11 protein-coding genes and 2 pseudogenes are annotated in these 13,503 nt (G+C 40.3%); 12 read left to right on the forward strand and 1 reads right to left on the reverse strand.

Annotation, left to right across the window (positions count from 1 at the left end):
- The first annotated feature begins 2 nt into the window (after positions 1-2).
- From DW965_RS04965 to DW965_RS05010, 10 genes are all read left to right on the forward strand, one after another.
- Positions 3-3,020, forward strand: coding sequence for a type I restriction endonuclease subunit R (locus DW965_RS04965; RefSeq protein WP_117761532.1), 3,018 nt, complete (start codon positions 3-5; stop codon positions 3,018-3,020).
- A gap of 105 nt (positions 3,021-3,125) precedes the next feature.
- Positions 3,126-4,007 (forward strand): hypothetical protein, encoded by an 882-nt coding sequence (locus DW965_RS04970; protein WP_117761531.1) that lies wholly within the window; start codon positions 3,126-3,128, stop codon positions 4,005-4,007.
- A 257-nt stretch (positions 4,008-4,264) separates the two neighbouring features.
- Positions 4,265-4,471 carry an AlbA family DNA-binding domain-containing protein gene (locus tag DW965_RS04975; protein WP_243004575.1) on the forward strand — a complete coding sequence of 69 codons (207 nt, stop codon included), beginning with the start codon at positions 4,265-4,267 and terminating at the stop codon, positions 4,469-4,471.
- A 150-nt stretch (positions 4,472-4,621) separates the two neighbouring features.
- Complete coding sequence (locus DW965_RS04980; protein WP_117761530.1) at positions 4,622-6,400, forward strand: GmrSD restriction endonuclease domain-containing protein; 1,779 nt, start codon at positions 4,622-4,624, stop codon at positions 6,398-6,400.
- A gap of 101 nt (positions 6,401-6,501) precedes the next feature.
- Complete coding sequence (locus DW965_RS04985) at positions 6,502-7,095, forward strand: class I SAM-dependent methyltransferase (protein WP_117761529.1); 594 nt, start codon at positions 6,502-6,504, stop codon at positions 7,093-7,095.
- A complete protein-coding gene (locus DW965_RS04990; RefSeq protein WP_119198109.1) occupies positions 7,059-9,005 on the forward strand; it encodes a DEAD/DEAH box helicase in 1,947 nt (648 codons plus the stop codon). Before DW965_RS04985 ends, DW965_RS04990 begins: the two co-directional genes overlap by 37 nt.
- Positions 9,002-9,595: a hypothetical protein gene (locus tag DW965_RS04995; RefSeq protein WP_119198110.1), complete on the forward strand. Its 594-nt coding sequence runs from the start codon at positions 9,002-9,004 to the stop codon at positions 9,593-9,595. Before DW965_RS04990 ends, DW965_RS04995 begins: the two co-directional genes overlap by 4 nt.
- 289 nt (positions 9,596-9,884) lie before the next feature.
- A complete protein-coding gene (locus tag DW965_RS05000; RefSeq protein WP_227094077.1) occupies positions 9,885-10,052 on the forward strand; it encodes a hypothetical protein in 168 nt (55 codons plus the stop codon).
- Positions 10,046-11,545, forward strand: a complete 1,500-nt coding sequence (locus DW965_RS05005; RefSeq protein ID WP_243036427.1) for a S8 family peptidase — start codon at positions 10,046-10,048, stop codon at positions 11,543-11,545. The genes DW965_RS05000 and DW965_RS05005 overlap by 7 nt, the downstream gene beginning before the upstream one ends.
- A gap of 24 nt (positions 11,546-11,569) precedes the next feature.
- A complete protein-coding gene (locus DW965_RS05010; protein ID WP_119198111.1) occupies positions 11,570-12,595 on the forward strand; it encodes a U32 family peptidase in 1,026 nt (341 codons plus the stop codon).
- Between the two features lie 140 nt (positions 12,596-12,735).
- Here DW965_RS05010 and DW965_RS22015 read toward each other — a convergent pair.
- A pseudogene (locus DW965_RS22015) lies at positions 12,736-12,939 on the reverse strand (DUF6783 domain-containing protein).
- Here DW965_RS22015 and DW965_RS22020 point away from each other — a divergent pair.
- A pseudogene (locus DW965_RS22020) lies at positions 12,889-13,008 on the forward strand (DUF6783 domain-containing protein); the annotation flags it as partial. The pseudogenes DW965_RS22015 and DW965_RS22020 sit on opposite strands and share 51 nt — an antisense overlap.
- Before the next feature lie 79 nt (positions 13,009-13,087).
- Positions 13,088-13,300, forward strand: a complete 213-nt coding sequence (locus DW965_RS05020) for a ferrous iron transport protein A (RefSeq protein ID WP_022461118.1) — start codon at positions 13,088-13,090, stop codon at positions 13,298-13,300.
- Positions 13,301-13,503 lie beyond the last annotated feature (203 nt).

A 13,503-nucleotide genomic window follows, 5' to 3' on the forward strand; every position in this document is an offset into this window, starting at 1 on the left:
CTATGGCTGAAAACGAAAAACAGTTTGAATCCAATATCGAAGCCTTTTTAATCTCGCCTGATGGTGGATATGAAAAGGCAACAGATGCTGGATATACTGCATCTTCCGATATGGCGTTGGATATTCATACATTGGTTGGGTTTGTAAAAGCAACCCAGCCAATCATGTGGCAGCGTTTTGAGAAACAGTGTAATTCTGACCCATACAGGAAGTTTTATAAATGTTTTGAAGATGCCGTACAGATGGATGGTCTGCTGTCCGTCATGCGACATGGTTTTAAACATCGTGGAATGGATTTTAAGGTTTGTTATTTCAAGCCGGAATCCACTCTTAATGATGTTGCTGTAAAAAGATATGAGCAGAATGTGTGTCAGTGTATCAGACAATGGCACTATTCGCAGCAGAACAACAATTCAGTTGATATGATGCTTGCAATCAATGGTATTCCAGTGGTTGCGATTGAATTAAAAAATCAGCTGACAGGTCAGACTGTGGACAATGCAAAATTACAGTGGCAGTATGACAGAGACCAGAGGGAACCTGCTTTCTGGTTGAATCATCGTATTCTTGCTTATTTTGCAGTAGACCTTTACGAAGCATGGATGACCACGGAATTAAAAGGTACTGATACATATTTCTTGCCATTCAATCAGGGTTCTAACGGTGCAGGAAACGACGGTGGTGCAGGAAATCCGCAGGCAGAAGATGATAATTATGTGACATCTTATATCTGGGAAAATGTATTACAGAAAGACAGCTTGCTTGATATTATTCAGAAGTTCATCAGTTTCGAGGTGAAGACCGAAAAGAAAGATGGAAAGAATGTTACAAAGAAACGTCTGATTTTCCCTAGATTTCATCAGTTGGATGTAGTGCGTAAACTGATTGCGGATGTGCGTGAGAACGGTTCAGGGAACAATTATCTGATTCAGCACTCAGCAGGTTCGGGAAAGTCAAATTCTATTGCATGGACAGCGTATCGTCTTGCATCTTTGCATAATGATGATAATGAGCCTGTATTTACATCGGTTGTTATCGTCACCGATAGACGTAATCTGGATGCACAGTTACAGGAAACAATTACGGGATTTGACCATACGCTCGGCAGTGTATGCGCGATTGATGAAAAGAAATCTTCTAAGGATTTAAGGGATGCTTTGAATGCCGGAAAGAGAATCATTGTAACAACATTGCAGAAATTCCCGGTCATTTATGAAGAAGTGGATGATACAACAGATAAGCGATTTGCGATTATCGTGGATGAAGCACATTCTTCACAGACTGGTTCCTCTGCAATGAAATTGAAAGCTGCACTTGCAGATGTGTCGGATGCTCTGAAAGAGTATGCGGAACTGGAAGGTAAAGCCGAAGATGAATTGTTGGATGATAATGAACGTTTGGTGCGTGAAATGATTGCTCATGGAAGACATAAGAATCTTTCATTTTTTGCATTTACAGCAACACCAAAAGGTGCAACATTAGAGATGTTCGGTACAGAATGGAATGACGGTTCATATCATCCATTCCATGTATATTCGATGCGTCAGGCGATTGAAGAAGGATTTATTTTGGATGTTCTTCAGAACTATACAACGTACAGAACGTGCTATCAGATTGCGAAGAACACAAAGGATAATCCTGATGTTCCGCAGTCAAAGGCATTGAAGACAATCAAGAAATACGAAGAACTGCATCCGTATAACATTCAGCAGAAATCAGCAATCATTGTTGAAACATTCCGTAATGTGACGAAGCAGAAAATCAAAGGTAAAGGAAAGATGATGGTTGTAACATCGTCAAGACTTGCCGCTGTTCGATATTATCATGAGATTAAGAACTATTTGGAATCAAATGGTTATAACGATGTGGAAATTTTGGCTGCATTTTCTGGTTCTATCAAAGACCCGGATGATAAAAGAGATATTGAATGGACAGAAAGTAAGCTGAATGGTGTGAATGAGTCACAGACGAAACAGGTATTTCATGACGAAGGAAATATTCTGATTGTAGCTGAGAAATATCAGACTGGATTTGATGAACCATTGCTTCATACAATGATTGTTGATAAGAAACTGCGTGGTGTAAAAGCAGTTCAGACATTGAGCAGATTGAACCGTACACATCCAGATAAACAGGATACGTTCATCATTGATTTTGTAAATTCAAAAGAAGATATTTTGAAAGCATTTCAGCCGTTTTATCAGGAGACATCACTTGCTCAGGAAATCAACACTGACTTGATTTACAAAACACAGAAGATGTTGCGTGAATTTAAAATTTACGATGATTCTGATATTGAAAATGTAAACAAAATTTATTTTGATGAAGATAAGCGTAAAGCCAATAAAATTCAGGCAGCAATTACGAATGCTCTTTTACCGATACAGCGGAAATATAATGATTTGAATCAGGAACAGAGATACCAGTTCCGTAAACTTTGCAGAACATTTGTAAAATGGTATGAATATATTACGCAAATTATCCGTATGTTTGATAAGCAAATGCATGATGAATACATTTTCTGTTCTTATTTGGCAAAGGTTGTACCCGCTGATCCCCAAATTCCGTTTGACCTTGGTGATAGAGTAAAACTTAAGTATTATAATCTTGAGAAAACATACGAAGGTTCTATCGGGCTTGTAAAGGAAGAAAAGGGTGTTTATAAAACTGCTAAATTAAAGAAGCCTGTAAAAATGACAGAGACACTTAGTCCATTGGAGCAGGTCATTGAAAAGATTAATCAGCAGTATATGGGTAATTTTACAGATGGTGATAAGGTTGTAATAACTGCATTGCATCAGAAATTGAAAAACAATAAGAAGCTGATAAAAGCTGCAAAGACAGATGGTCGTCAGATTTTTGAAAAGAATATTTTCCCACAGTTGTTCGATGATGCAGCACAGGAAGCATATGTTGAGAGTACGGAAACATATACGAAGTTATTTGAGGATGCCGGAAAATATCATGCTATCATGGGTGCATTAGCTCAGGCAATGTTTGACGAAATGAAGAATGAATAATAATTTGAGAAGATGGCGGCAAATAGAATGATGCGTGAATCTTATATTGATTTGCAGGTGTTATTTTATTTGTCGTTCTTAATGATTTGAAGGAAGGTGTTGGATATGCTGGGTACAGAATTAATAGATAAATACCGCGACAAATTATCATCACCTGATTGTACAGATGATGATAAACATTCTGCCTTATTATTTGCTTTACAGATACCTAGCATCTGTAGCCGAATTGAATATCCGGCAGATAAATATACTGAGTTTTACCAGGAAAATGGTAGACCTATTGATAATAAGCTTTATAAATATTGGATTAGAAATCATAAAGGCAAATTTGAAACATTATGGCGTTTAATTATGAGTGTTGATGAACTTGCAGAAAGAATTTATGGTTTACGAAATCAGTTGACACATGAAGGGTATATCGTTGGAAAAACAACGAAATTCTATTTTACTGATGATTCGGATAAATCCATATTTGTTGATGAGATATTAATCATTTCCATTAAGTCATTTTGTGAAATATTTTTTGATATTGCATATGATGTTTTCAAACAGAATAGAATTGAAATTTCTCCGATGTCTAGTTTGACATTAGAATCTAAAGATGTTGACAACATTTTGAATGATATTTGTAAAACATATCGTGAATTTTGGAAGACACATACGACTTTAGATAATGAATTATTTATGCTTTATGATATGGTTTTTAAGTATGATTCAGATTTATGTGACAATGCAGATGATTTTTTTGCAAAAAATCCTGATAGTGTTTATGTAATTAAGAATTTTGATATGAAATATTCGCAGGTTAATGTTGATAATGAACTGTTTTGGGAAAGAGAAATAGATGTTCCATTTGGAGAAAACAATAAGCTGCACCGTATTGATTGCCATATTACAAAAAGTCAGTATGAGCGTATGAAACAGATACGCGATGATATGGCTGATTTTGAATCGCAACACAGATTTGATATTCGTAAATATCTCTGATAAATTATTCTGTATCAGGACTGTAAAAGAATACTTTTACGCATGACATTTATTAGGTCTGTGACCGCATTGGAGTCTGACCTCTTACGAACTGTAGCAGAATTAAGAAAATGATAAAAAGCGATTAGTTCATTTGAAAAATGGGGGAGAATATGAATATAAAGGATTGGTGAGACAACAGAATATGATAAAAAATTTCATTAGAAGTAAAGAAACCAAAAAGCTGGTGTAAAAGTGTCAGTGTATTTGCGAATACATTGGGTGGAGCGTTAATCTTTGGAATATCTGATGACGAACAAATTGTAGGGCTTGGAAATCCTCAGGGGGATGCTGAAAAAGATAAGGAAATCATTAAAACGAGGTTGACTCCCATTCCGGAGTTTCGGCTTAGATTTGAGCAGGTGAATGGCAAGATATTAATTATTCTGGATATTTTTAAAGGCGAGGAGACAGGTTGGCCATAAGAAGCGTGCAATGGCTGCCAGCGAATCTGGAGCTGACATAAGATTAAACGCGCAATAGCGAAAGGGTAGGTTTCGACTGCATACGTTTATACAGCTGGATTTTTTTGAAGAGGGATGTAATATGCCAGAAAAGGAAAGGAGAGCACGAAAATGGGAAAAGAATTATTCGACAATATTCCCAGCAAGGTATCTGATTTGCTGTCTGATGTAAAGAATGGACGGATCGGTCTGCCGGACCTTCAACGTCCTTTTGTCTGGAAAGATAATAAGGTTCGTGAACTGCTGGATTCTATGATGAAAGGCTATCCAATCGGATATATCATGCTGTGGTCATCTCCGGATGATTATGAAAATACGGGACATATTGGCAAGAATGAAAAAGTTTATAAACGCCCGGATGACCTTGTTATCGATGGACAGCAGCGTTTGACTGCATTACTTGCAGCAATGTATGGCGTGACCATCAAAGATCAGAATTATGAGGAAAGAAAAATCAAAATCTCCTTCAATCCTCTAACGTGCGAATTTGCCGTCTGGACACAGGCGTATGAACGCAATCCAGAATGGATCAGCGAGATTTGCAGCGTGTTTGCGGCGGACCAGGAGCACACTATTTCAAGATTCCGAAAGTCTTTTATCCGATCGGTAAATGAAAGCCGGGAGAAAAACGGGAAAGAGTTGCTTACGGAAGAGGAAGAAGATGTCATTGAAGAAAACATCAATAACCTTTTGAATCTTGGAATTTATTCTCTGCCAACCCTGAAAATCAGTTCAAAAGCGGATGAAGAAGATGTGGCCGAGATTTTTGTCCGTGTAAACTCCGGCGGTCAGAATCTTACGGAAAAAAATTTTATTGAAACTCTGATTGCTGTCTATGATAATGATGTCCATGCAAAGATTAACCAATTTTGTGCGGAATCAAGAGTACCGTCAAATGGAACCGCATTTAATCAGATTCTTCAGGTTGACCCTTCTCATCTGATTCGAATGTCTGTTGGCGTAGGATTTCGGAGAGCGCGTTTGCGATACGCGTATCTGCTGCTCCGCGGAAAGAATTTAAAAACCGGTGAAATTACGCAGGATGTGCGTGAAGAGAATCTGAGAATTTTCAAAGAATCTTTAGACATGGTAACCAATCTCAATAACTGGCATGCCTTCATGAATCTTTTTGCTTCTGCAGGCTATTTGAAAGGCAGCCTGGTGGCATCATCCAATGCGGTAGTTTTCAGCTATGTTTTATATCTGATCGGAAAATATGAGTATAAAGTATCGTCTGTTGAACTTCAGAAAATTATTCGCAAATGGATTTTTATGTCTACGATTACTGGATTTTATACGGGATCTACAGAATCAGAGGTTGAAAAACAGTTTGCTGATTTGCGAGATGTCCATCATGCAGATGAATTCGTATCATATCTGAATTCTGTTATCGGCAACCGATTTACGGATGACTACTTTGTTTATTCGCTGCCAGCCGAATTGAACAGTTCTTCGGCCAATTCACCGGCCTGGTACGGATATATTGCGGCAGTCAATGTACTGGGAACACCTATGCTGTTCAGCACAGCACCTCTGTCACAATACTTTGTATTAGGAGCAAATGGAGACAAAAATTCCGTGGACAAGCATCATATCTTTCCGAAACATTATCTTGAAAAGATCGGGTACGATAATGACCGTGACAGAAACCAGATTGCAAACTTTACATACTTGGACTATACAACAAACATTGATATTTCCGATGAAGCTCCGGCGGAGTATGTCAGCCGGTACCGAGAGAAATTAGGAGAAGAAGGATACCGGCTTGCCTGTGCTCAGAATGCATTACCTGAGAATTTTGAGCAGTTACCGTATCCTGAATTCCTGAAGCAGAGAAGATTATTGATGGCGCAGATCGTCAAAAAGGCATATAACGAACTTGACAAGTAAGTATCTATAAAATGTCTGAAGAAGTGTTTTCGGTTTAAAAAAGAGAAAACAGTTTTGCACAGCACATGCTTTACATTTTCTATCAAGGAGATCATCACAATATGGAAAACCAAACAATCGCTTATTACAACCAAAATGCAGCTTCTTTCATACAAGGCACTGTTTCTGTAGATTTCCAGACGACGCAGGATAAATTTTTAAACGCTTTGCCGGGAAAGAGAGTGCTGGATTTCGGGTGTGGTTCCGGAAGAGACACGAAGTATTTTCTGGGAAACGGTCTTGCTGTTACGGCGATGGACGGTTCAGAAGAACTGTGCAAATACGCCAGTGCCTATACCGGTATTCCGGTAAAAAACATGATATTTCAGGATTTGGAGGAGATGAATCAATATGACGGCATCTGGGCGTGTTCATCGATTCTGCATTTACCGAAAAAAGAATTAAAAATGGTATTCCATAAGATGGTAACAGCGTTGGACACTAATGGGATTATTTATACCTCCTTTAAATATGGAACGTTTGAAGGCGAAAGAAGCGGCCGTTTTTTTACGGATTTCACGCAGGATACTTTTTCTGATTTTATCAAGGATGTGGAGCAGATCCGAATAGAAGAAGAGTGGCTTACGGATGATGTAAGACCGGGAAGGGAGAGGGAAAAGTGGCTGAATCTGATATTGAAAAAGACAGATTTCTAGCAGAACACGCAGATTTTAGATTTCGGGAACAGGTGTGTTATCCAAATGGCGGAATTTCCCGGTTTTATGATAATGGGATAGATATGGTTGTTATTGATGATGGTATCTGCTCTCATGAGCCAAAAGAGCCGGTTTTTCCCTATATGCTGATTACGGAGAAGCAGAATGATTATATGCATCGCTTTCAAAGGGTGTTTCGTTTTCTGGGATATGCGCGGGAAAATCTGGATTCATATCTTGTCAAAGATGGAATTGTCCTGGAAGGCGGTTATATACGAAACACAGGAGATCGGAGCGAGCAGGCCGATGCTTCTCCGCTGGAAATTCATTTCGAAGAGAATTTTTCAAGTGTTTATGGAATGAATGCGCTGAGATATCTGACGCGGGAATATGGAATCTGTGATGAAAATGGAAGGAATTATTTTCTCGATTATTTTGTCAGAACAAAGGATCAGAAATATGCGATCGAAGAAAACGGCCTTGATTACCATCATCCGCAAATTATTGGAGAGGAAAAATATCGCAATCAGCTCAAGAAACAAAATACGTGTGCCCTGTGGGGGATCAAGTTATTTCGCTTTTCCAAAGAGGATTGCGAATTTGCCAGCCGGATCGAGGATGATATCAAGCAGTATTTTGGAAAAGATTCTTCGAATTTTGTGGATGACGGAATCAAAGTTGAAAGAAAAGTTGAGCTGTATGAACATCAGACTGTCAGCCTGCAGGAGATACAAAAGCGCAGAGAAGCGGGTATCAAAGCATTTTTGATTGTGCTGCCTACAGCAGCGGGAAAATCGAAAATTGTGGAAGAAGATTTACGGACATTCGCGGAAGGAAAACAAAAGTTTCGTGGACTGATTCTGGTTCCGGGAGTCAATCTTTTGCTGGACTGGGAAGAGAGAATAAAGGCTTCGCTGCCAGAGTTAAAAGATAAGATTGATATTCGAACGTATGCCTTCGCGGCCAGACATTATACGGACACTACACCAGACTATTACAATTATCTTGTCGTGGATGAAGCACATCATGCGGTTGCGCCAGTGCTGAAAAGAGTTGTGCAATACTATCGGACAGATTTTACGATAGGCCTGACGGCGACGGATCAGCGGCCGGATAAAAGGAAGCTGGAAACGGTGTTTGGATCGTATACGACTTCGTTATCTTTAAAAGAAGCGATGGAAAAGGGAGTGGTCGCGAAAGCGAATGTTTACCGGATTGAAACGAATCTTGATCTTTCCAGTGTAAAGTTCAATGGGCGGGATTATGTCAATGCGGATCTGGAAAAAAGAATCCGGGTCACTTCAAGAAATGAGCTGATTATCCAGGTACTTTCAGAGTATTTTACATCCGGCGAAGCGGGCACGAGACAGGGTGTTGTTTTTTGCGTCAATGTTGCGCATGCAAACGAAATGACAAAGCTCCTTAATAAGGCAAATATTTCAGCGGCCAGCTACACAAGACAGACGAAAAATCAAAGTTCTGTTATGAAAGCGTTTAAAGAAAAGGAAATCCGTTTCCTGTGTGCCTGCAATATGATTTCAGAGGGATGGGATTATCCGGAACTCGGCATTCTGGTGATGGCAAGGCCTACGCTTTCCAAGGTTCTTTATCTGCAGCAGGTCGGAAGGGGACTGCGGAAAACGGACACCAAGAAAAATGTGATTGTGATTGACGTAGTCGATGAGTACGGCGCCATGATCAAGCCCTGCAGTATGCATTCTGTTTTTGCCAATCCTTATTATGTTCCATTTGGCGATATCACAAAAATGGATTATAAGCCGGGAGACCTGGTGGTGATTGATGGAATGGAAGAGCGGATTGAGCGGATTACAGAGGTGGATATCCATTCTTTTGAAGAAAAATACGGCGATTATCTAAGCAGGAGCAGGTTGCCAGGGAATATTTTGTGAATACGGGAACCATCACAAGCTGGATCAGAGCCGGAAAATTAACGCCAGAAGTGCAGTACAAATTCGGAAGTAAAACATTATATTTATTCAGTCCGGATGAAGTGGAAAAATATCGGAAGCAGCTTGGAATTAAGGAACACAACGATGCGACCATCAAAGAAGATTTTTTTGCGTTCCTGGAAGAAAGAGATTATTCACTTTCTTATAAAATGCCGTTTCTGCTGGCTTTTATCCGTCATGTGGATTCTATTGGAGATGCAAAAATAGAGGAGATTCTGGAGGACTATATTGCTTTTTACCAGGACAGAATAACCCGGGGACTTCCAGTAGACCGGAGTACATGCCCGTATAATGAAACGATGCTGCAGGATAAGAAAGCAATGCAGAGAAGTATGCTGACCAATCCGTTTGAGAAATTTGAGAGAAAACGGTTCTTGTATTATTCGAAGGATCTGAGTGTAATCTCGATGAATCATGCGCTGTACAGCCAGATGGAAGCAGGGGACTGGGAGCGGGTGAGAAGGCAGATGGAGGAAGATCTGGCGGAGTATTATGCGAAAGTGGAAGGAGCTGTGCTGGTGAAGAGATAGCAGAAAGAATTTCTTCCCCAGAGATTTGATTTGGAAAGGTGCGTGTAAATATAGCAGGATACAAGAGATTACCGGTGGAATTTGAAGATTTTCAGGAAGTTTGAAAATCTGGATTTTACTATGTGGATAAAGCAAAGCTGATTGAACAGCTTTTTGAAAGTAAACGGTAAATTCCGAGTACCTTTTTATCCCACTACATTTATGCCATAATCATACTGACCAAATTAACATAGTCCAAAAAGTTCAGTACTCAACTTTTTAGACTGACTATAATTAAGGGAGGGATGGTATGGCTACGCAAACCAGTCTTATAGCGCAGCAGGTCAGGATCCGGCAGTGGGCAGAACAAATTCGTGCCTGTCAGAACCGTCCGGCGGTCATGGATGTTGACACCTGGTGCGTACAGAACAATCTCACAAAATCTAATTCTCTGAGATTTCAAGAGACGATGTGTTAGATGCGTATGAGGATATGGAAGAGGATGCCGGATTATTAATCCCACATCCACAGAACGAACCGGTCATAGGTGTGATAGATACACAGTTCAATGAAAAAGTGTATTTTCACGAGTGGGTTGAATATAAAAATCTTTTGGATCCTAATATTCCTCTGTCCAGGAAAGATTATGAACACGGAACAGCTGTCAGCTATATTATCATAGATGGTCCACAGGGAAACCCGGAGCTTGCGGATGGCTGCGGCAGATTTCGCGTAAGACATTTTGGAGTGGCAACAAATAACGGATTTAGTTCTTTTACTGTTCTGAAAATGATCCGAAATATTGTTGCGTCTAATCGAGATATTAAAGTCTGGAATTTATCGCTGGGGTCAAAGCTTGAAATCAAACCAAATTTTATTTCGCCGGAGGCTGCAGAGCTGGATCGTATTCAGAGTGAATATGATGTTATTTTTGTGGTAGCAGGTACAAATATTCCGGCAGGAGTTACCAAAAAGAATATGAGAATTGGATCTCCGGCAGATTCCCTGAATTCTATGGTGGTTAATGCTGTGGATTTTGCAGGAAACTCTGCTTCTTATACCAGGATTGGACCTGTTCTGTCGTTTTTTCATAAACCGGATGTCAGTTATTATGGTGGTGATGGAACGGTCTATACAGATAAAATGGTGGTATGCAAAGACGATATGGGAGCAGCATACGTAGCGGGAACTTCATTTGCAGCGCCATGGATTTCACGTAAACTGGCATATTTGATTCATATTATGGGATTAAGCCGGGAAGTGGCGAAAGCATTGCTGATTGATGCAGCTGCCGGATGGAATCGAAGAGATGATATTTCACATAGAATCGGATATGGTGTTGTGCCAAAGCATATTAATGAGGTTTTAAAAACACCGGATGATGAAATACGTTTCATTATGACAGGGGCATCGGAGGAATATGAAACTTATACTTATAATCTGCCAGTGCCTGTTGTAGATCATGCGCACCCGTTTTATGCAAGAGCTACCCTGGCATATTTTCCACAGTGCGATCGCAAACAGGGTGTTGACTATACGAGTACAGAAATGGATATTCATTTTGGCAGAGTTGTTGCCAAAAGAGGGTCAACCATGATTAAAGCAATTGATGACAATCGACAGTCTGAAGAGAAACAGATTACTTTGTACGAAGAAGATGCAAGAAAAATGTATCGCAAATGGGATAATGTGAAACATATCAGTGAAGAAATAAAAGAAAAAAGGGTTCCCCGAAAGGCTTATGATTCTGGGTTATGGGGACTTAAGATTAATACGAAAGAACGTTTGCAGAAAAGAAAAGATTCTCTTCCGTTTGGTGTGGTTGTAACGTTAAAAGAGATGAATGGAGTAAATCGTATAGACGATTTTGTGAAGATGTGTCTTGCAAGAGGTTGGCTGGTTCAGAGACTTGATATTGAAAATCAGCTGGATTTGTATGCTAAGGCGGAGGAAGAGATTGAATTTGAATGAGGCGCAAGCGAAAGGATTTAACTTATGAAAATCACATCAGGCCTCGGCTCCATTGACGACTATCCCCGTTACGTCCGCGCCGGTGCAGACGAGCTGTTTTGCGGTTACGTTCCATTTTCCTGGTCAGAAAAATACGGAACGGTTCTGCCGCTGAATCGGAGAGAGGTTTTAAACTATAATGTACAAATTGGATCGTTCAGTGAACTGGAAATTCTGGCCAATATGGTGCAGAAATACCAGAAGCCAGTACATCTGGCGTTCAATTCGCTGTATTACCGGCCGGAACAGTATGAAGAAATTACGCAGATCATCCAACAGTGCCGCAGCATAGGGTTTGACAGTTATATTCTTGCGGATCCCGCGCTGCTTGTGTACCTGCGAAAAGAAAAGATCGACTGTGAGGTGCATCTGAGCGGGGATTTGGGAACGGTGAATTCTGCGATGACAGAGGTTTTTGCGAAAGAATACCCGAAGAGGATCATTTTCCAGCGCAAAAATACGATCTCGGAAATGCGTGCAGTGATTCGGCATATAACTGCGCAGAAAGAAGCCGCTCGAAAAGAATGGACTTATCCAACGGAGTTCGAGGCATTTGCTTTGAATGAACTGTGCCAGTTCAGTGGTGCTTTCTGCAATTCCCTGCACTGCGATGAAATGGGATATCTTTGCCGGGTTCCTTACTGGAAGAAACCGATGTCGCTTTCAGAATCTAAATTAGAAAAACAAGAAAAAAATCGTCCGGGAGAAAATATTTCTATATCCGAATGGGATTCTGCATCAGAACTGACGAATCCTGTATCGGAAGATGGTTACCTCTGCGGCGCAACCGGCTGCGGCCTGTGTACATTAAAACAGCTTTCCGATGCTGGAATCACTCATCTGAAGCTGGTAGGCCGGGGAAATTATACCGATTTTATGGAGCGTGATATCCGAAATCTGCGCCGCACGCTGGAGATTCTGGAGGATTCTTCTACGGAAGAAGAATATATCCGAGCGATGAAAGCAGAGCTCTTTCCAAATGGATGCAGTCACATGTGCTATGCCAGATAAAATATGTCAATTCTTTCTGAATCTAAAGAGATAGTGGAGAACGTAATGAGAAATGTTTTCCCAGCACGCTTTAATAATTGACATAATGATGAATCGTCTTCTGCGTGATTATTTATAATAATTACGAAATGCGACGAAAATCAACCAGACGCTGCTGAAACGGATCGTGGCCGTAGCTTCGATTGCGATCGCGTGCAGCAAACTCTTTTTCTGATTGAAAAACTAGAGTGTGTTTGAAAAACCATTTCCGCAGCCTGCACGCCCCACTTTGCGGTATATTTTGCCCTCATTCAGTCGCCGTAGCCCGCTACGCCTCCTTCATTCAGACAAAATCTCCCACAAATTGGAACATGCAGACTACGAAAAGCCTTTTTCAAACACACTCTAGCGCTTTGCACACAAACTTTAGTTAGAAGCGTATCCCAATTGTTCTTATTGACTAAATATTTCCTCAGGGAATACAATATAGAAAAAGTAAAAAGGAGGGATACCATGCAGGCACTTTCAAAGAAAAAAACCGGTGATATCTGTACCATCAAATGGATGTTTGGAATCCCTGATGTTCTGGATTTCCTCCGAAGCCGTAAAATCAAAGAAGGCAGCACCGTACAGGTCATCCAGAGAATAAACGGTGGATTGATCCTTGGCATGGATGGAAAACGGATTGCAATGTGTGATGCAGCTGCAGACCGGATTCAGGTATGAAAGGAAGAAAAATCAAAATGAGCGGAACCTTGGAAGAGGAGCCGCTCATTTTGATTTTCCAAATACCCACAAAAGAATTTTCGTAGATAAGTGTGCAGACTGCGGAAATGATTTTTAATAAATACGCGCCAGGAAGTTTTCAAGCTTTTCTTTACATAGAACCGTTGCGAAACAGCCGCCAGATAGAGTAAAATAGAGCAGAT

Source organism: Blautia sp. AM47-4 (assembly GCF_003479865.1).
In the GTDB taxonomy this organism is placed as follows: Bacteria; Bacillota; Clostridia; order Lachnospirales; family Lachnospiraceae; genus Fusicatenibacter; species Fusicatenibacter saccharivorans.